This window comes from Herbaspirillum sp. NPDC101396 (genome assembly GCF_044767365.1).
Taxonomy (GTDB): domain Bacteria; phylum Pseudomonadota; class Gammaproteobacteria; order Burkholderiales; family Burkholderiaceae_D; genus Herbaspirillum.
In genome coordinates this window covers 175,674-194,890 of the sequence record NZ_JBIWNT010000002.1, presented here as the reverse complement: position 1 = coordinate 194,890, position 19,217 = coordinate 175,674, and the positions used below count along the sequence as shown (strand labels likewise).

General features: G+C 60.5%; 17 protein-coding genes. 10 read left to right on the top strand and 7 right to left on the bottom strand.

The window, feature by feature from the left end; translation table 11 throughout:
* The first annotated feature begins 171 nt into the window (after nt 1-171).
* The 6 genes from rfbG to rfbD are packed head-to-tail and all read left to right on the top strand — an operon-like array spanning nt 172 to nt 5,775.
* A complete protein-coding gene (gene rfbG / locus ACIROY_RS05820) occupies nt 172-1,251 on the top strand; it encodes a CDP-glucose 4,6-dehydratase (RefSeq protein ID WP_402340475.1) in 1,080 nt (359 codons plus the stop codon).
* A 32-nt stretch (nt 1,252-1,283) separates the two neighbouring features.
* The gene (gene galE / locus ACIROY_RS05815; protein ID WP_402340472.1) at nt 1,284-2,294 is read left to right on the top strand and encodes a UDP-glucose 4-epimerase GalE; all 1,011 of its coding nucleotides are present in this window, start codon (nt 1,284-1,286) and stop codon (nt 2,292-2,294) included.
* Between the two features lie 22 nt (nt 2,295-2,316).
* The gene (gene rfbB / locus ACIROY_RS05810; RefSeq protein ID WP_402340469.1) at nt 2,317-3,384 is read left to right on the top strand and encodes a dTDP-glucose 4,6-dehydratase; all 1,068 of its coding nucleotides are present in this window, start codon (nt 2,317-2,319) and stop codon (nt 3,382-3,384) included.
* Entirely contained in the window at nt 3,381-4,286 is a 906-nt protein-coding gene (gene rfbA, locus ACIROY_RS05805; RefSeq protein ID WP_402340466.1) for a glucose-1-phosphate thymidylyltransferase RfbA, read from the top strand. The genes rfbB and rfbA overlap by 4 nt, the downstream gene beginning before the upstream one ends.
* Before the next feature lie 11 nt (nt 4,287-4,297).
* Nucleotides 4,298-4,843 carry a dTDP-4-dehydrorhamnose 3,5-epimerase gene (gene rfbC / locus ACIROY_RS05800; protein WP_402340464.1) on the top strand — a complete coding sequence of 182 codons (546 nt, stop codon included), beginning with the start codon at nt 4,298-4,300 and terminating at the stop codon, nt 4,841-4,843.
* On the top strand, nt 4,840-5,775 hold the full coding sequence (gene rfbD / locus ACIROY_RS05795; protein ID WP_402340461.1) for a dTDP-4-dehydrorhamnose reductase: 936 nt from the start codon (nt 4,840-4,842) through the stop codon (nt 5,773-5,775). The genes rfbC and rfbD overlap by 4 nt, the downstream gene beginning before the upstream one ends.
* 53 nt (nt 5,776-5,828) lie before the next feature.
* Here the strand turns inward: rfbD and ACIROY_RS05790 are convergent, their stop codons facing one another.
* From ACIROY_RS05790 to rfbF, 4 genes are read right to left on the bottom strand one after another with little or no spacing between them, the layout of a single operon-like run.
* Complete coding sequence (locus ACIROY_RS05790) at nt 5,829-7,478, bottom strand: hypothetical protein (RefSeq protein ID WP_402340458.1); 1,650 nt, start codon at nt 7,476-7,478, stop codon at nt 5,829-5,831.
* Nucleotides 7,479-7,510: 32 nt separating this feature from the next.
* Entirely contained in the window at nt 7,511-8,734 is a 1,224-nt protein-coding gene (locus tag ACIROY_RS05785) for a methyltransferase domain-containing protein (RefSeq protein ID WP_402340455.1), read from the bottom strand.
* The gene (locus ACIROY_RS05780; protein ID WP_402340452.1) at nt 8,731-9,282 is read right to left on the bottom strand and encodes a dTDP-4-dehydrorhamnose 3,5-epimerase family protein; all 552 of its coding nucleotides are present in this window, start codon (nt 9,280-9,282) and stop codon (nt 8,731-8,733) included. Before ACIROY_RS05780 ends, ACIROY_RS05785 begins: the two co-directional genes overlap by 4 nt.
* Nucleotides 9,283-9,292: 10 nt before the next feature.
* A complete protein-coding gene (rfbF, locus tag ACIROY_RS05775) occupies nt 9,293-10,069 on the bottom strand; it encodes a glucose-1-phosphate cytidylyltransferase (RefSeq protein WP_402340449.1) in 777 nt (258 codons plus the stop codon).
* Between the two features lie 305 nt (nt 10,070-10,374).
* On the opposite strand from rfbF, the gene ACIROY_RS05770 reads away from it, so the two are divergent.
* Nucleotides 10,375-12,333 (top strand): hypothetical protein, encoded by a 1,959-nt coding sequence (locus ACIROY_RS05770; RefSeq protein WP_402340446.1) that lies wholly within the window; start codon nt 10,375-10,377, stop codon nt 12,331-12,333.
* A gap of 63 nt (nt 12,334-12,396) precedes the next feature.
* Here ACIROY_RS05770 and ACIROY_RS05765 read toward each other — a convergent pair whose 3' ends face one another.
* A complete protein-coding gene (locus ACIROY_RS05765; protein ID WP_402340443.1) occupies nt 12,397-13,299 on the bottom strand; it encodes a hypothetical protein in 903 nt (300 codons plus the stop codon).
* A 58-nt stretch (nt 13,300-13,357) separates the two neighbouring features.
* Nucleotides 13,358-14,416, bottom strand: coding sequence for a glycosyltransferase family 4 protein (locus ACIROY_RS05760; RefSeq protein WP_402340440.1), 1,059 nt, complete (start codon nt 14,414-14,416; stop codon nt 13,358-13,360).
* A 277-nt stretch (nt 14,417-14,693) separates the two neighbouring features.
* Here ACIROY_RS05760 and glmU point away from each other — a divergent pair, with 277 nt between their 5' ends.
* Nucleotides 14,694-16,052: a bifunctional UDP-N-acetylglucosamine diphosphorylase/glucosamine-1-phosphate N-acetyltransferase GlmU gene (gene glmU, locus ACIROY_RS05755; RefSeq protein ID WP_402340437.1), complete on the top strand. Its 1,359-nt coding sequence runs from the start codon at nt 14,694-14,696 to the stop codon at nt 16,050-16,052.
* A 37-nt stretch (nt 16,053-16,089) separates the two neighbouring features.
* Here the strand turns inward: glmU and ACIROY_RS05750 are convergent, their stop codons facing one another.
* Nucleotides 16,090-16,554 carry an Lrp/AsnC family transcriptional regulator gene (locus ACIROY_RS05750; protein WP_402340434.1) on the bottom strand — a complete coding sequence of 155 codons (465 nt, stop codon included), beginning with the start codon at nt 16,552-16,554 and terminating at the stop codon, nt 16,090-16,092.
* Between the two features lie 147 nt (nt 16,555-16,701).
* Here ACIROY_RS05750 and glmS point away from each other — a divergent pair, with 147 nt between their 5' ends.
* Together glmS and ACIROY_RS05740 are read left to right on the top strand one after the other, a co-directional pair.
* The gene (gene glmS / locus ACIROY_RS05745) at nt 16,702-18,519 is read left to right on the top strand and encodes a glutamine--fructose-6-phosphate transaminase (isomerizing) (protein WP_402340432.1); all 1,818 of its coding nucleotides are present in this window, start codon (nt 16,702-16,704) and stop codon (nt 18,517-18,519) included.
* Nucleotides 18,520-18,602: 83 nt separating this feature from the next.
* The gene (locus ACIROY_RS05740; RefSeq protein WP_402340429.1) at nt 18,603-19,148 is read left to right on the top strand and encodes a hypothetical protein; all 546 of its coding nucleotides are present in this window, start codon (nt 18,603-18,605) and stop codon (nt 19,146-19,148) included.
* Nucleotides 19,149-19,217: the final 69 nt, after the last annotated feature.

The following is a 19,217-nucleotide window of genomic DNA, read 5'->3' as shown; positions in this document are numbered from 1 at the left end:
CTCGGGCAATTCGCAGAAGGGCCACAATATCAATCAAATCAAGAAAGTCGCGACAGCCGCAGGGGGCCTCAGAAAGGAAGTTGGTGATCAACCCTTCCGCCACCGTGATGGAACCACCATCCGCACCTCTGCCCATGCCGACACTGCTTATTTCGTGCATGAGGAAGTTTGATGGCAGCACAATTCTGGCGCGACAAGCGCGTATTCATCACCGGCCATACCGGCTTCAAGGGTAGCTGGCTGACCTTGTGGTTGCACCGTTGGGGCGCCAAGGTCTACGGCTATTCGTTGCCCGCGCCGACCAATCCGAGCCTGTTCCATCTGGCGCGTCTCCAGAATTGCGTCCAGACCACCACCGGCGACGTGCGTGACCTCAAGCATCTGAGCGACACCATGGCCGCGGTGCAGCCGGACGTGGTGTTTCACCTGGCGGCGCAACCGCTGGTGCGCGACTCCTACAACACGCCGATCGACACTTTCGCCGTCAACGTGATGGGCACCGCCCACGTGCTGGAGGCAGTGCGCCATACGCCGAGCGTGCGCTCGGTGATCGTGGTGACCAGCGACAAATGCTATGAAAACCGCGAATGGCTGTGGGGCTACCGCGAAGACGACCCGATGGGCGGCCACGATCCGTACAGCAGCAGCAAAGGCGCGGCGGAACTGGTGACCTCGGCGTATCGCCGTTCCTACTTCCAGCAGGGCGGCGACACCCAGGCGGGGATCGCCACCGTGCGCGCCGGCAACGTCATCGGCGGCGGCGATTTCGCCAACGATCGCCTGATCCCGGACTTCATCCGCGCACTGGAAAAGGAAGAAGCCGTCAGCATTCGCAATCCGCACGCGATCCGTCCGTGGCAATTCGTGCTGGAGCCCTTGTCGGGTTACCTGCAAGTGGCGCAAAAACTGTATGAGTCGGGCCAGCAATTCGCCGAGGGCTGGAACTTCGGTCCTGCTGATACCGATCTGCAAACAGTCAGCCAGCTCTGCGCGACGTTCAACCATTCGCTGCAAAAGAACGAAGTGCCGCCGGTCGAAGTGCGCCTCGAAAGCCAGGCTGGCGCACCGCACGAAGCAGCGTTTCTGCGTCTCGACATTTCCAAGGCACGCCAGCGGCTGGACTGGATTCCCAAGATGGAGCTCTACACCGCGCTGGAACTGACCGCGCAGTGGTACGGCGGTTACATCAACAACGAGGACTTGCGGGCGCTGAGCGAAAGCCAGATTGAGTTCTACCAGAATCTGACATAATCCAGCGTTCTGTCACTCAGGCAAGAATCAGCATGAATATTTTGGTTACGGGCGGCGCCGGCTACATCGGCTCGCACACCTGCGTGGAACTGCTCAAGGCCGGGCACCAGGTCGTGGTGTTCGATAATTTCTGCAACAGTTTCCCCGAGGCGGTGCGCCGCGTCGAACAAATCACCGGGAAATCGCTGACGCTGGTGGACGGCGATATCCGCGACCGTACCGCGATCGAACGCGCCTTGCGCGAGCATGCCTGCGACGCCGTCATCCATTTCGCCGGTCTCAAGGCGGTAGGCGAATCCGTCGCCAAACCCCTGCTTTATTATGACAACAACGTCGTCGGCACGATCCGACTGCTGGAAGCCATGCAAGCTACCGGCGTGAAGACCATCGTGTTCAGTTCTTCGGCAACGGTCTACGGCGTGCCGCAGTTTCTTCCCTACACGGAAGATCACCCGCTGTCCTCCACCAGTCCCTACGGCCGCGGCAAGCTCATGATCGAAGACATGCTGCGCGATTTCCATATCGCCCAACCGGATTCGCGCGTGGCCTTGCTGCGCTACTTCAATCCGGTCGGCGCACACCACAGCGGCCTGATCGGCGAAGATCCGCAAGGTACACCGAACAACCTGATGCCCTTCGTCACCCAGGTGGCGATCGGCAAACGCGACAAACTCAACATCTGGGGCGGCGACTACGACACGCCCGACGGAACCGGCGTGCGCGACTACATTCATGTTGAAGATCTCGCCATCGGCCATGTCAAGGCGCTGGCCCATCTGCAGCAACCGCAATGCTTTGCCGTCAATCTCGGCAGCGGCCACGGCCATAGCGTGCTTGACCTTGTCAAGGCTTTCGAACTAGCCTGCGGCAAGCGCATCGCCTATGAAATCGGCCCGCGCCGACCGGGCGACCTGCCGTCCTACTATGCCGATGTAACGCTGGCAAAATCGCTGCTCGGCTGGGAAGCGACGCGCTCGCTGGAGACCATGTGCGCCGACAGCTGGCGCTGGCAACAGGGAAATCCGAACGGTTTCCGAATCTAAGCACTGAACACTGGAACAGATCATGATTTTTGTCACAGGCGGCGCCGGCTTCATCGGAAGCAATTTCATCCTCGACTATTTGTCGGGTAACGATGAGCATGTGCTCAACATCGACAAACTGACCTATGCCGGCAATCCCTATAACCTGAGCAGCCTGGACGGCGACGCGCGTTATCACTTCGTGCAGGCAGACATCGCCGATCGGACAACGATTGATGCCTTGTTTGAACAGTACCAGCCGCGCGCAATCGTGCATTTTGCCGCCGAAAGCCACGTTGACCGCTCGATTCACAGTCCCGGCGAATTCATCCACACCAACGTCAACGGCACGTTCACCTTGCTGGAAGCGGCACGGGCATACTGGTCTGCGCTTCCTGCGGGCATCAAGGAAGATTTCCGCTTCCTGCACGTCTCCACCGATGAAGTGTACGGAACGCTAGGCCCGGACGACGCGCCGTTCAGCGAGACCACGCCGTATGCGCCAAACAGCCCCTACTCTGCGTCCAAGGCGGCATCCGACCATCTGGTGCGCGCCTACCATCACACCTACGGCCTGCCGACGCTGACCACCAATTGCTCCAACAATTACGGCCCCTATCATTTCCCCGAAAAACTGATTCCGCTGGTCATCCTCAACGCGCTCGACGGCAAGCCGCTGCCAATCTATGGCGATGGCCAGCAGATACGCGACTGGCTGTTCGTCGGCGACCATTGCACCGCGATTCGTGAAGTGCTGGCGCGCGGCGTGCCGGGCGAAACCTACAACATCGGCGGCTGGAACGAAAAAGCCAACCTCGACGTCGTCCATACGCTGTGCGACATCCTCGATGAACTCCGGCCCAAGGTCGCAGGCAGCTATCGCGACCAGATCACCTTCGTGCAGGACCGCCCCGGCCACGATCGCCGCTACGCCATCGACGCCCGCAAACTCGAGCGCGAACTCGAATGGAAGCCGGCCGACACCTTCGAAACCGGCATCGCCAAAACCGTGCGCTGGTACCTCGACAATCCGCAATGGGTCGCCAACGTGCGCTCGGGCGGTTATCTGAAATGGCTGGAACTCCACTACGGCAGCAAGGAAAAATCATGACGACAGCAGCACGCATCCTGCCCGAACGCAAAGGTATCATCCTCGCCGGCGGCTCAGGCACGCGCCTGTATCCGGCGACCACGGTGATGTCCAAGCAGCTCATGCCGATCTACGACAAGCCGATGGTGTACTACCCGCTGACCAGCCTGATGCTGGCGGGCATCCGCGACATCCTGATCATTTCCACACCGCAGGACACGCCGCGCTTCACCGAATTGCTGGGCGACGGCCGCCAGTGGGGCCTGAACCTCAGCTATGCGGTACAACCCTCGCCGGACGGTCTGGCACAGGCCTTCATCATCGGCCGCCAGTTCATCGACGGCGCACCGTCGGCGCTGATCCTCGGCGACAACATCTTTTACGGCCGCGAGTTCGAAACGCAGTTGCGCGCAGCCTCGGCCGGGGCCGACGGTGCAACGATTTTCGCTTACCACGTCAACGATCCCGAGCGTTACGGCGTGGTTGAATTCGACAAGAGCCGCCGCGCGGTCAGCATCGTAGAAAAGCCGCAGCAACCAAAATCGAATTACGCCGTCACCGGCCTGTACTTCTACGACAACCAGGTGTGCGACATCGCCGACAGCATCAAACCTTCAGCGCGCGGAGAACTCGAAATCACCGATGTCAACAACACCTACCTGAACCGCAACCAGTTGCAGGTTGAACTGATGGGCCGCGGCATCGCCTGGCTCGACACCGGCACGCATGAGTCCTTGCTGGAAGCCGGACAGTTCATCGCCACCATCGAAAAACGCCAGGGCCTGAAGGTTGCCTGCCCCGAAGAAATCGCCTATCGCCGCGGTTACATCGACGCCGAGCAACTGGAGAAGCTGGCCGCGCCGTTGAAGAAGAACGCTTACGGCCAATACCTGCTGCGCCTGCTAACCGATCCGAGTTACTGAGCGACTGAGTCATGCAAATCATTCCCACCGACCTCCCTGAAGTCGTGATCGTCGAACCGAAGGTGTTCGGCGACGACCGCGGTTTCTTTTTCGAGAGCTTCAACGCGCGCCGATTCCATGAACTGACCGGCATCGCCACCGATTTCGTACAGGACAATCACTCGCGCTCCGCACGCAACGTGCTGCGCGGCCTGCACTATCAGATACAGCATCCACAAGGCAAGCTGGTGCGCGTGACTGCCGGCGAAGTACTCGACGTCGCCGTCGACATTCGCAAATCCTCGCCCACGTTCGGGCGCTGGATCGGCGTGGTGCTCTCGGCCGAGAACAAACGCCAGCTATGGGTACCGCCCGGCTTTGCCCACGGCTTCGTGGTGCGCAGCGACTATGCCGAATTCCTCTACAAGACCACCGACTACTGGATGCCCGAGCATGAGCGCAGCATCCTCTGGAACGATCCCGCCATCGGCGTCAACTGGGGGATCACGGGCGACCCCGTGCTGTCGGCCAAGGACGTCCAGGGCAAACTGCTGGCCGACGCCGAGGTATTCGCATGAAGATACTATTGACCGGCCAGAGCGGCCAGATCGGCAATGAACTGGCGCTGAGCCTGCTGGGCAAGGCCGAGATCGTCTCGTTCTCGCGTGCGCAGATGAACCTGGCCGACCTGGACCAGGTGCGCGATACCATCCGCGCTGCACGCCCCGACCTGATCATCAATCCGGCCGCGTACACCGCTGTAGTCAAGGCCGAAAGCGAACCGGAGCTGGCCACGCGCATCAACGGCGAGGCGCCCGGCGTGATCGCTGAAGAAGCACAACGGCTGGGTGCGCCGTTAGTACACTATTCGACCGATTACGTCTTCGACGGCACGAAAGACACACCGTACGAAGAAGGCGACAAGACCCATCCGATCAACGTCTACGGCCAGAGCAAATGCGCCGGCGAAGAAGCCATCGCCCGCAATTGCGAAGCCTACTGGATCCTGCGCACCAGCTGGGTCTACAGCGTCGGCGGCGGCAACTTCCTCAAGACCGTGATTCGCCTCGCGCAGGAACAGGAAAAATTCACCATCGTCGGCGACCAGTTCGGCGCTCCCACCTGGTCGAAGACCATCAGCGACATGACCACCCGCCTGCTGCTCAATGGCAGCGCACAGATTTCTCGCGATCGCGTGCGCGACACCAGCGGCATCTATCATCTGACCGCCGCCGGCGAAACGTCCTGGCACGGCTACGCCTCATTCATCGTCGATCAGTTGCAGGCCTTGAATGTCCCGATCAGGGTCGGCGGCAGCGCCGTTATTGCCCCGGTGCCGTCCAGCACCTACCCCGTGCCGCCGCATCGTCCCAAGAGTTCGCGTCTGTCGGGCGCAAAACTGGCGTCGACTTTCGACGTGACGATGCCGTCATGGCAAACCGACGTCGCCGCTTGCCTGAAGGATATCGTGGGTGAATACGGCCTGGCCGATGGACGCAAACTGGTATGAGGAAGGCGTGAGTTTCTTCCGGCAGTCGATCTCGCCGGAAGAAAATGAACGTATCAGTTGCTAGGTACGTACAGCGTCTGGTCGCCGCGTGTAATCAGGTTCAACTGGCCCATATACTGTTCGAAGTTGTCGCCGCCGCAGATCGAGCGCAGGTAGCGCAACAGCAAATAGCTGCCGAGCCGCTCGGCGCAGAACGCCCAGGCGCGTGACTGATAACCTTCGCGCTTGACTTGGTAGCGCTGCACGCAAGCCCACGCCACCGCTTCGATGTCGGCGATGCTCTTGAGCCAGAACGCGGCCGGGAACACGCCAAGTTCGACGCCGCCCATGAAGAACACGCGCTCGTCGAAAAACAATTCCACTTCACGGCTGTGCAGGACGCCCAGCTCCACCGCGGCCGCTGCAAAGCGCAGCAGGTCTTCCACATGATGTGCACTTGCATAGTGCCTGAGGTAGCCGGCACTTTGCCCATCCGAGAGAAATCCGCAGGTCTTGCCGACCAGCAGGTCACCGGCTCCTGGATCGAGCATGCTGTCGAAACTCTGACGCTCCAGCTCCTTGTCCGACACCACGTCCATCATCCAGTTGTCTTCCGCCGGCACGCCGCTGATGCGCTCGCGCGAAATGAATTTGCGGTACATGCACACGCCGATGCGCTTGACCTTGGGATGATGCTCGAGAATGTAGTTGCGCAGCGCGAAGTTGCCGACCATGCCACCGACGATGGGATGGTAAGGCACCCATTTCGGCGCAAGATCACGCAAATTCATGCGTCCGGGAGCCTGCGAATCGCCGAGGTAAATCGGTGTGACGAAATCGGGGAAGCGGATCGGCAATTCGACGTGGGTGATACAGCCGTAGACCAGCTCGGCATCGCGTGCAGGGATGCCGCCTGGCGCAGGCGTCTGCACCGTTGCCGGTATTTTTCCCGCGTATTGCAGGATGCTGTTCCGCAGTTCCAGGAAGCCGTCGATCAGCGCGATGTCGCCGGTCGCGAGATAGTCGCGCTTCAGAGCGTCAAGTCGCGGCAACTTGTCGCGGTAAGCCAACGAGGCGAGATCCGGCAATGCCCGCGCCGCGTGATCGTACACGGCGATGCGCAATTGCTGATCCAGCGCCAGCACCAGCGAGGCGACGCGTTCAGTCAGCCAGACCTTCAAGGGCGCCTGCGAAGCATCGCCCGAAGCGGCATTGAATCCGGCGGCAAGCGGGCCGTCGCCGGACTCGGCCACGGCGAAAACCTGTTCGCACAGGTCGAACCAGGTCTTCCAGAACACCGGCTTGGCCAGCACATTGCCGGTATGCGCGGTGGCGCGGGAGTCGGTGACGAACTCGCGCAGATCGAGCGACAGGCCGACGGCGTCCAGGTAGTCCTGCGCCAGCTGGCGGAAGCCGGGATGGCGAAACTCGGCTTCTTCGAACACATTCAGGAAGCAGGTCGCATCGCGCTGGTTCGGCACGAACAGATAGGCATCGTTGCCGGGATTGCGCTCAACGAACTGCACCATGTCGGCGGCGGCGATGCCGCTCTGTTCAGCAAACCCGGCTGGAAAGAATCCGTACAGCGCCTCTTCGTCGACGACCTCATTGACGAAGTACGCGCGGATCGCCGCATAGTCGCCCCAGTCCGGACGATCGCCTTCCTGCAATGACAAAAAACCGACTTCGGGATGACGGGAAATCTGATAGAGATAGATGCTCATGACGCGTGTCGTGTTTTTTTGTTTTCGGGTGCTTACCAGACCTGCAGATCAGGGACGGCGATGACGAACCGGCCGCCCCAACTGCGAATCTCGGCCAATTGCGCTTCAACTTCCGTTTTAAGATTCCACGGCAGGATCAGCACGTAATCCGGGCGCGACGCCAGCAAAGCTGCCGGCGTCACGATCGGCACGTGACTGCCCGGCATGTACTTGTCCTGCTTTGAGGCAGCGGCGTCGGCCACCAGCGACAGCAGGTCGGCATGCACGCCGGAATAGTTGAGCAAAGTATTGCCCTTGGCGGCGGCGCCGTAGGCCAGCACCTTCTTGCCCGCACGCTTCTGTTCCAGCAGGAATTCCAGCAGGCCCAGTTTGATGGCCTCGGCCCTGGCTTGGAATCCCCGATACGTCTCAATGGCCTCCAGGCCGAATTCCTTTTCCTGCAGCTGCACGCGCGCCAGCGCTGCGCCCGGCTGATGCGCAGCGTTGAGGCGGCAGGCGTACACGCGCAGGCTGCCGCCGTGCGTCGGGATCTGGTCCACGTCGTACACGCGCAAACCCAGTGTGCGCATCATGCGGTCGACGCTGCCCAGCGCCAGATAGGAAAAGTGCTCATGGTAAATCGTGTCGAACTGACTCTGCTCAATCAGGTTCAGCAGATGCGGGAACTCGATCGTGATGGTGCCTTCATCCTTCAGCAACACCGCCATGCCGCCGAGGAAATCGTTGATGTCCGGGACATGCGCCAGCACGTTGTTGGCGGCAATCAGGTCGGCCTTGCCGTCGCGCGCAACGATCTCCTGCGCCAGCTTGACGCCGAAAAATTCTTCAACGATCGGAATGCCCTTGGCGCGCGCCGCGTCGGCGGTGCTGGTGGTCGGCTCGACGCCGAGGCAAGGGATGCCGCGTTGCTGCACGTACTGCAACAGATAACCGTCATTGGCAGCCAGCTCCACCACCTTGGAATCCTTGCCCAGGCCGAGGCGGCTGACGATCATGTCGACGTAGTCAGAGGCGTGCTTGAGCCATGTCGTCGAGGTCGATGAAAAATAGGCGTAATCCGATTCAAACAGCTGGTCGTAATGCGCATAGTCCTCGGTCTGCACCAGCCAGCACGAACGACACACCATCACCCGCAGCGGGTAATAGGTTTCCGGACGCATCAGGTCTTCCTGACGCAGGTAGGCATTGGACGGCGGCGAAAAACCGAGGTCGATGAAGGTATCGTGCAACTCGGTCTGGCAATGACGGCATTTCATAAGGTTATCCCGGAAAAATCGGCGCTCAGCAATGGATGCTGGAGATCGCGTTCGGACAGGTTTTGCGGCGGCAACGGCCAGGCGATGGCGATGCGCGGATCATCGTAGCGCAACGCGCCTTCAGCCGCCGGGGTATAGGGAGCGGTGTGCAGGTACAGCATCTGCACTTCGTCGGTAAGCGCTTGGAATCCATGGGCGCAGCCTTCCGGAATCAGCAGGGCGCGGTCGTCCCCTGCCTCAAGCTCAAAGCCGCGCCAGGCCAGGAAGGTCGGCGAGCCGCGGCGCAGGTCGACGACCACGTCCAAGATCTTGCCGGTCAGGCAGCGGATGATTTTTTTCTCGGCGTGCGGCGCATGCTGGAAATGCATGCCGCGCACGCTGCCACGCTGTACCGTATGGGAGTGGTTGATCTGGCGGATCGCGGCGCCCTGCAGCGCGTCGGCCAGGTCGGTGTCGCAGAACCAGCGTGCAAAACCGCCGCGCTCGTCGCGCCGGCGGTCGGTTTCGACCAGCAGCACGCCGGCGATATCGGTGGTGATGGTCTTCATGAGCGCTGACTTACGCCCACTTTTTCCATTGCGCCGCGTCGTTGTCCCACAGCTGGTTGAGCTGGATCTTGTCGCGCAGGGTATCCATGCACTTCCAGAATCCGTGGTGCTGCCAGTTCAGCAGCATGCCGTCGCGGGCGATGTTTTCCAGCGGCGCACGTTCAAAAATGGTGGCTTCGCCGTCGTTCAGATAGTCGAACACACCGGCACGGCACACCATGAAGCCGCCGTTGATCCAGCCCAGGTCGCCGGGCGGCTTTTCGCGGAAATCGTTGATGTAGCCGTTTTCGTCGGTGTTGACCATGCCGAAACGTGCTTCCGGCTGCACGGTGGTCATGGTGACGAGCGCCTTGTGGCTGTCGTGATGGGCTACCAGCGCCTTGATGTCGACATCTGCCACGCCGTCGCCGTAGGTCAGCATGAAATCTTCGTCGCCGAGGTAATCGCGCGCCGCCAGCAAACGGCCGCCGGTTTGCGTATGCAGGCCGGTCTCGAGCAGCGTGATTTTCCAGGGCTCGGACTTGTTGCGATGCACCTCAACCTTGTTGTCGACCAGATCGATGGTGACGTCGCCTTGATGCAGGAAATAGTTGGCGAAGTATTCCTTGATCAGAAAGCCCTTGTAACCGAGCAGGATCACGAATTCATTGAAACCGAAGTGCGAATAGCTCTTCATGATGTGCCACAGGATGGGCTTGCCGCCGATTTCCACCATCGGCTTCGGACGCACGTCGGTCTCTTCGCCGAGACGCGTTCCCAGGCCACCTGCAAGAATCACAACTTTCACAAACACCCCCAAACATAGGTCATTTCAACGGATAGCGCCCGTGCCGGCGGCGGCATAATATGGTTTCCGATTTGCTTCAAGCCCGCTCCAGCCGCATTTTCGGCGCTTTTACTGCGCGTCGGCAGGCTAGTCTGTGGAAAATTGTACGTTATATTTGGCGCCGAAAGCGCCGCAAAACGCTGGTTTTCCCATGACTATTCAGTGTTTTGGCAAAATGATCCCCGGCCGGCGCGGAGCGTTGCCGCCGGACCGCCGCCATGTCCCCAGGCCGGACATCGGCAGCAACAACCATGAGGAAAGCAGCTGTGAGTCGCAAGAAACGCATCCTGATCTATACCGTCGAATCCACCTGGAGCCCCTGCCCGCAGATCCGGCTGATCCGCCCGTTCGCCCACCTGGAAGATGAATGGGAGCTGATCTGGGGCATCCGCGACGGCATCATCATGACCGACGCGGTGGACAGCGCCGACCTCATCCTGCTGCACCGCTTCACACCCGGCCTGCTGCCGATCACTGCGCTGGAGGCGATTTTCGCTCTGGGTAAGCCGGTGGTGTACGAGTCCGACGACCTGCTCAATGAAATCCCACACGACCATCCCGAAGCCGCCGCCGGCGCCAGCTGGAAGGAAGGCATCGAATACACCGCACGCCGCGCGAAAGCGATCGTGGTCTCCACCGAATTCCTGGCCGACAAGTACCGCGCGCTGAATCCCAATGTGCACGTGCTGCCGAATTACCTCGACTTCGAACTGTTCTTCCGTCCAGTCCCTAATGCGGAACAGGCCGGCGGCACGATCACCATCGGCCTGCTCGGCTCGTCGATCCAGCCGTCCAATTTTGCGCTGGTGGAAAAGTCCTTGCGCACGCTGTGCGAACGCTACGGCGAGCGGCTGCGCATCCACTTCGTCGGCTGGCACTGCCCGGCCGGGTGGGAAAACCATCCCAACGCCAGGTTCCAGAGCTTCATCCACGAATACGTCGACTACGCAGCCCAGCTCAAGCAATGGAACTGGGACATCGCCCTGATCCCGCTGGCCAGCGACGAGTACAACCAGTGCAAGAGCTACATCAAGTGGCTGGATTATTCGGCCGCCGGCATCGCCTCGGCGTTCAGCGACGTGACCGTGTACAACCAGGTGGTCACGCACGACGAGACCGGCTTCCTGCTGCCCAACGACGACCGGGCCTGGCTCGACACCATCACGCAACTGATCGAATCACCCGCCAAACGCCGCGCCATCGCGCTGGCCGGACAACAGGAAGTGCAGCGCGATTTCGACCTGCGCGCCAAGGCGGCGCTGTATGACGCCGTCTACAGCAGCATCGCCGGCAAGCCTCAAAACGTCGCCGCACCGACCGCGACGGCACGACCAATTGCAACCGCCGCTGCCGCACCAGCGCCAACCTCGGACGCCGCCACCATGACCAAGAACATACTGCAAATCCATTATGACGACGCTAGCCGTCGCATGCTGGATCCTGGTTTCATCCCGCTGGAGATCGTCGGCAATCCGCGTGCAGACTGGCGCGAATACTGGGGTATCCGCACGTACTTCCTGAGCAATGATCTCGACGCCGACGCGTATTACGGCTTCCTGTCGCCCATCTTCCACAGCAAGACCGGTTTGCAGGCGCATCAGGTCAAGGGCCACATGGACGCCAATCCGGGGGCCGATGTCTACACCTTTTCGCCGACCATGTCGGACGCCGCCTGCTACCTCAGCGTGTTCGAACAAGGCAACCGCCGCCATCCGGAAATGCTGCCCATCACCATCGAGCTCATGCGCGCAGTCGGACTGGACGTTGACATCCATACGCTGATCAACGATTTTCGCAGCACGGTGTATTGCAACTACATTATCGCCAAGCCGGTGTTCTGGGAAAAATGGTTTGCCATCAACGAACGCATGTTCGAGATTGCCGAGGCCGGCGACAGCACCCTCGCCAGAAAGCTGACCGAAGTCACCGATTACGGCAAGAGCACGGTGCAGATGAAGGTCTTCATCATGGAGCGCATCGGCTCGCTGGTGCTGGCCTTGATGCCGGAACTGCGTGTTGTGAACATACCGGTCGATGCCATGCGCATCGGCAATCCGATGTTCTATCCCTGCCGCGACGAGATGGTTATTCTGGATGCGCTGAAGCAGGCCTACCTCAACTCCAACGATGTGGCGTACCTGCAGCGCTACCGGGCCTTGCGCCATGACGTGCTGCGCCGCTGCGATACGGAATACGACGCGCAGCAGCCGATCGACTTCTTCTGATTGCAGAGTCATCCGGCAGCGTCTGCACATGCAGAACGCCGCCGGTTTTCGTACGACTACAGACTACAGACCGGCAGTCAGGCCGAAATCGTCGTAGTTATTGATGAACTTCGGTTCCACGCCTTCGAACACCAACACGTCTCCCACCAGCTTGTCTTCGTAATATTCACCGTCGAACAGTCCGGGGAAACGCGTCAGCGCCAGCACGACTTTCTCGAGCGGACCCGCACCAAGGTAATAGGCGGCGCCGTTAGCCCATGGACGCAATACCGGCTTGCCGTAGACGCTGCGATTGAGTTTGGCGTCGTTGCATTTTCCCCAATGCAGGCAGCGGTCGTGATCGAGGTTGGCCGAGCGCACACCAACATAGCCGTTTTCCTGGGCCAACGTGCTCAATGCCTGGCGCAGCTTGGCGGGATCGCGCAGCGACATGCCGTCTTCCACCTTGAGCACGCCGACATTGTTGCCGATGTTTTCGTAGACCCAGGTCAACGCCCCCGCCACCTTGCGTGGCGCGCCTTCGTAGCTGTCCGGCGCATCCACCTGCAAGGCGCGCACATGCTTGATCGACGGCGTGTCTGAGCCGCTGACGATCATGTATTCGATGTTGGCGTTGTCGAGCTGCGCCGCCAGTCGCTGGGCCTTGGCTTCGCTCTTCTTGCTGGAGATGATCAGTACCAGACTCTTGACGCCCGAGGTCTTCTTCACCAATTCCTTGTAGTCGCCGATGATGTCGCTGTTGTACGGCATCGCGGCAATGGCCGTCTTCAGGTGCGTCAGGGCGGCGCTGTTGTTGCTGCGCGCCTGCTCCACCTGGAAGCGCTTGTAGTCAAGCGCCCATTTGTAGCCGGAAGGAATCTGCATGAATTCCTGCTCGAGCCGGTCGCATTCCTTGAGGATGCCGTCCCAGGTCAATGGGGAAAGCGGTAGCTGCAGCAGCGTGGTTGCGCGTTGGTTGAAAGTCATTTTTCTCGTCTCATTCAGATGATTGCCGGACCGTGCGACCGCACAACCCGGCGCAGGCTCAAAAGCCCAGTTTCTTGATTTCGGCTTCGGTCTGGACTCGGTACACCAGGCGTTCGAAGGTGTCGGTCCAGTCGCTCGTCAGGTTCTTGAGCAACAGGCTCTTGCCGGCGGAGGTAACGCTCTTGCGCAGCGATTCGCTGGTCAGCATCAGGCGGATGTTGGTGGCCAGGATTTCGAGGTTGCCGACCGGATGCATCATGACGTTGCGCGCATGGCGCAGGCCGACGTGGCGATAGGTTTCGAGATCAGACAGGCACACCGGCACTTCCAGCTCGAACGCTTCCCAGATCGTCAGCGGCTGCGATTCGCTGTCGCTGGCGAGCACGAACAGATCGGCCGATGCCATGTAGGACAGCGCCACTTCGTTGGGCAATTCGCCCAGCATGCGATAGCGGTCCGGGAAGGCGTCCACCAGTTTCTGCGTGCCTTCCGGCAGTTGCAGGTACTTGCCGATGAAGACGCATTCGATCTGGTTGCGCAGCTCGGCGTCCAGACTCTCCACCGCCATGATGGTATCGAACACGCGCTTGCGCGGCTCGATGGTGCCGATCGACACGATGCGTTTTTTCTTGGCCGGTTTCGGCTCTGGCTGCAAGTCTTGCTGCCGATAGATCGCATCGTTCCAGAACGGCAGCACGTGCACCGTGGCCGGGCTGTCGAACAGGAAGCTGCCGTACACGATGCGCTGAAATTCGGTCTGGAACACGATGTGCGACGCATGCTTGAAACCATCGGCCAACTGCGGGAAACGCAAGATCATGTCGCGGCCGATCTCGGCTTCGTGGATCCACCAGATCACCGGAATCTTCGGCGCCGCGGCGGCGACATGCGCGCCCGACAACAGCGTGTTGGCGATCAGCAGGTCGATCGCGCCGGCCTGGATATCCTTGACGATGGGGATGCCGAGTTCTTCAAACTTCTTCTTGATCTCGCCTTCGCCTTCGATGCGCGACATTACGGATACTTCGTGGTTCTGCACCAGGCGCTCGGCCAGGCGCAGCATCGCGATGCTCGCGCCGGTAGTGTAGAACTCGTCATTGAGGAGGAGAATCTTCATGCATAACCTTATTTTCAAAAACAGTCTTTTGCTTTAATCCGCCGTGCACCTTCATTTGCTTCGCGCTCACGCAAAGCGTTGCGAGCAGGCAATGCACGCACTAGTCCGGCTCCCATAGTAACGGCTGGAACATCGGCCAAAGGGCCGAGAACATGCGGAAATGGCCCTCAACTTTGCATTTGGACAAGGTTGTTTGCATCGGCTTACCGGCAGGTTTGACCAAGCCTGCGCCGCCGGCCGCGTGCTACACTTTTGCCTTATTTTTCGAACGCCACTCATGAACATCGTCATCCTCGCCGCCGGCATGGGCAAGCGCATGCAATCCGCGCTGCCGAAAGTACTCCACCCCCTCGCCGGCAAGCCATTGCTGCGCCATGTCGTCGACACCGCCAAGACGCTGGCGCCGACGAAACTGTGCGTGGTCTACGGCCATGGCGGCGACGCCGTACCTTCCAGCTTTGCTGACGATACGCTGTCCTTCGCGCTGCAGGAACCGCAGCTCGGCACCGGCCATGCGGTCGCGCAGGCGCTGCCTTTTATCGACGACAACGCGCCCACGCTAGTGCTGTACGGCGACGTACCGCTGACCACCCCGGCCACGCTGCAACGCCTGCTGGCCGCAGCCGGCAACGACAAGCTGGCGGTGCTGACCATCACCGTGGCGGACCCGACCGGCTACGGCCGCATCGTGCGTGAAAACGGCAAGATCACCCGCATCGTCGAGCAAAAGGACGCCGGCGAAGCCGAGCGCGCCATCTGCGAAATCAATACCGGCATCATCGCCGCCCCGACCGCGAAGTTGCGCAGCTGGCTGGCCGCACTATCCAACGACAACGCCCAGGGCGAGTACTACCTCACCGATGTCATCGCCGCGGCGGTTGCCGACGGCGTCGAAGTCGTCTCGGCCAACCCGGCCGACGTCGCCGAGACATTGGGAGTCAACAGTAAGGTGCAACTAGCCGAACTGGAACGCGCCTATCAGCGCCGCGTCGCCAACGCGCTGCTGGAACAGGGCGTCACGCTGCTCGATCCGGCCCGGCTGGACGTGCGCGGCACGCTCTCCTGCGGCCGCGACGTCAGCATCGACGTCAATTGCATTTTTGAAGGCAGGGTCGAAATCGAAGACGGCGCCAGCATCGGCGCCAACTGCATCATCAAGGATGCGCGCATCGGCAAGGGCGCCCAGATCAAACCGTTCTCGCACATCGACGGCGCCATCGTCGGCGCGTCCGCGCAGGTCGGCCCGTACGCGCGCCTGCGCCCGGGCGCCGAACTTGGCGAAGAAGTGCACATCGGCAATTTCGTGGAAGTGAAGAAGAGCCGCATTGCCGCACGCAGCAAGGCCAACCATCTGGCCTACATCGGCGACGCCGTGATCGGCTCGGGCGTCAACGTCGGCGCGGGCGTGATCACCTGCAACTACGACGGCGTCAACAAGTTTGAAACCATCATCGAAGACGATGCCTTCATCGGCAGCGACAGCCAGCTGGTCGCCCCGGTGCGCGTCGGCAAAGGCGCCACCATCGGCGCCGGCACCACGCTGACCAAGGACGCGCCGGCAGGCCAGCTGACGCTGTCGCGCGCCAAACAGCTCTCGCTGCCGGGCTGGACACGCCCGGTCAAGATCAAGAAATAATCCTGGACGCACCCCGCCCGGATCGCCCCGAACCTGTTCAGACGGCGATCCGGGTCTCGAACTTGCTGCGGTGAATCGAAAAGTAGCTGCGCACGTTGCGCACGTTCTGATGCGTGGCGAACAGGCGATGCGCCAGCCCATGATACGCCGGCATATCCGCCACCTGCACCACCAGCACGAAATCCGGCCCCGGCGACACGCGGTAGCACTGCAGCACCGCCGGCTCCGCCGCCATCAGCGCCTCAAACTCCACCTGTTGCTCATCGCCCTGCCGGTCCAGCGTGATCTCGACGATCGCGGTCAGGGCCGGCCCCAGCTTTTCCGGCGCCAGAAGCGCCACCTGGCGCGTGATCACCCCCGCCTCCACCAGCCGCTTGACCCGGCGCAGGCAGGTCGGCGGCGACGCATGCACGTGTTCGGCCAGCTGGAAATTGGTTTGAGCAGCGTCCTCCTGCAAAGCATTCAGGATGCGACGATCCAGATCATCAAGAGCAATAGTCATTAGACAAAATTATCATTTTAATTTGAAATATTATTTCATCACCGATATTGAAAGCAATAATAGACCAAATATTGACAAATTTAGAAATCTTATTTCAATCCCGCTAGCCTAAGATGACGCCATTCACTCAATTCTGAAAGGCAGCATATGTGCGGTATTGTCGGCGCGGTTGCGCAAAAGGACGTCACTCCCATCCTGCTCGAAGGCCTCAAGCGCCTCGAATACCGCGGCTATGATTCCTGCGGCGTGGCAGTGCACATGGACGGCAAGCTGCAGCGCTCGCGCAGCACCGCACGCGTCGCCGAGCTGCAAAAGCAGGTCGCCGAAACCCACCTGGCCGGCTTCACCGGTATCGCCCACACGCGCTGGGCCACGCACGGCGCACCCGCCACGCACAACGCCCACCCGCATTTCTCGCGCGACCGTATCGCGCTGGTCCACAACGGCATCATCGAGAACTACGAAGAGCTGCGCAAAGAACTGCAAGGTGTCGGCTACTTGTTCGAAAGCCAGACCGACACCGAAGTCATCGCCCACCTGGTCGATCACATGTATACCGGCGACCTGTTCGAGACCGTGCAGCAAGCCGTGCGCCGCCTCACCGGCGCCTACGCCATTGCTGTCTTCTGCGTCGACGAACCGCACCGCGTGGTCGCCGCGCGCCAGGGTTCGCCGCTGATCGTCGGCGTCGGCGAAGGACAGAACTTCGTCGCCTCCGACGCCATGGCGCTGGCCGGCACCACCGACCAGATCATCTACCTGGAAGAAGGCGACGTGGTCGACCTGCAACTGCAACGCTACTGGATCGTCGACGCTGCGGGCAAAAGCGTCACGCGCGAAGTCAAGACCGTGCAGGCCTACACCAGTGCGGTCGAACTCGGCCCCTACCAGCACTACATGCAGAAGGAAATCTTCGAGCAGCCGCGCGCCATCGCCGACACGCTCGAAGGCGTCAGCGGCATCATGCCGGAGCTATTCGGCGACGGCGCCCACAAGGTGTTCAAGAGTGTCGATTCCATCCTGATCCTCGCCTGCGGCACCAGCTATTACTCCGGGCTGACCGCCAAATATTGGCTCGAGTCGATCGCCAAAATCCCTGTCAGCGTCGAGATCGCCAGCGAATATCGCTACCGCGACAGCGTGCCGAATCCAAACTCGCTGGTCGTGACGATTTCGCAAAGCGGCGAAACCGCCGACACCCTGGCCGCGCTCAAGCATGCGCGCTCGCTGGGCATGCAGCACACTTTGACCATCTGCAACGTCGCCACCAGCGCCATGGTGCGCGAATCGCAACTGGCCTACATCACGCGCGCCGGCGTCGAAGTCGGCGTCGCCTCGACCAAGGCCTTCACCACCCAACTGGCGGCGCTGTTCCTGCTGACGCTGGCGCTGGCGCAAACCCGCGGCCTGCTCAGCGACGAACAGGAAGCCGAACACCTCAAGGCCATGCGCCACCTGCCCGCCGCGCTGCAAAGCGTGCTGGCGCTGGAACCAAGCATCGCCGCCTGGGCCGAAGCCTTCGCACGCAAGGAGAACGCCCTGTTCCTCGGCCGCGGTCTGCACTACCCGATCGCCCTCGAAGGCGCGTTGAAGCTCAAGGAAATCACCTATATCCACGCCGAAGCCTACGCCGCCGGCGAACTCAAGCACGGCCCGCTGGCGCTGGTAACGGAAGAAATGCCGGTCGTCACAGTCGCGCCGAATGACGCGCTGATCGAAAAGCTGAAGTCAAATATGCAGGAAGTACGCGCGCGCGGCGGCCAGCTGTACGTCTTCGCCGACGCCGGCTCCAGCATCGCCTCCAGCGAAGGCGTCCACGTCATCCGCCTGCCGGAACACTACGGCCTGCTGTCACCGATCCTGCACGTGGTGCCGCTGCAATTGCTGGCGTATCACACGGCGCTGGCGCGGGGGACGGATGTGGACAAGCCGCGGAATCTGGCTAAATCTGTGACGGTGGAGTGAGGTTGCACAAAATTGGAGTGAACTGACTACAATCAATAAAGTTGGTCGGGCCCGAATACAGCTGGTCCGAAATTGATTCCACTGTGCCATTTCAAAAGTTAAAAGCCACTTGTACGAGTGGCTTTTCTTTTGCGACACTTGCAACATTCCGTACGCAATCGGCCAGAGGCGGCCATCCTGAGAACGAGAATGAAATGAATGCAGGAATATGTTTCACCAAGATATGGTCGGATGACGATCTGCTGGAACTACGAATCGAAATCAATGAAGGCCGCTCCCGATTTCAGACTGAAGTCTATGCAGGGCACGAACAACTAGGCCAGCTTGTTTTAGCCTTGGAGGCATTCAAGGGGGAGGCTCCTGGCACCCAATATGACTTACGGTTCGGAGAGTTTGATCCGCAATTCGCTGCAGGGGCTTGTCATTTTTTGCTGAAATTCAATGCGCGGGGGATGCTGATCATCACCGCACATTTGCAGTCGCAATTTTTCGACTGTGACGGGAAGAAAGTTGCCAACGAAGGAAAATTTCATCTGCGATCCCATCCAGCGCAACTAGATGATTTTTTACGAGGTTTGGCAGCAATTCACAATCAACATAGTGATACCGCAGTGTTGAATATCGAGTGACTACAACCGGCCAGGAGCAGTCGTTGAACAATTTAGGCTCGTGGAAAATACGCCATTGCTGACTATCGA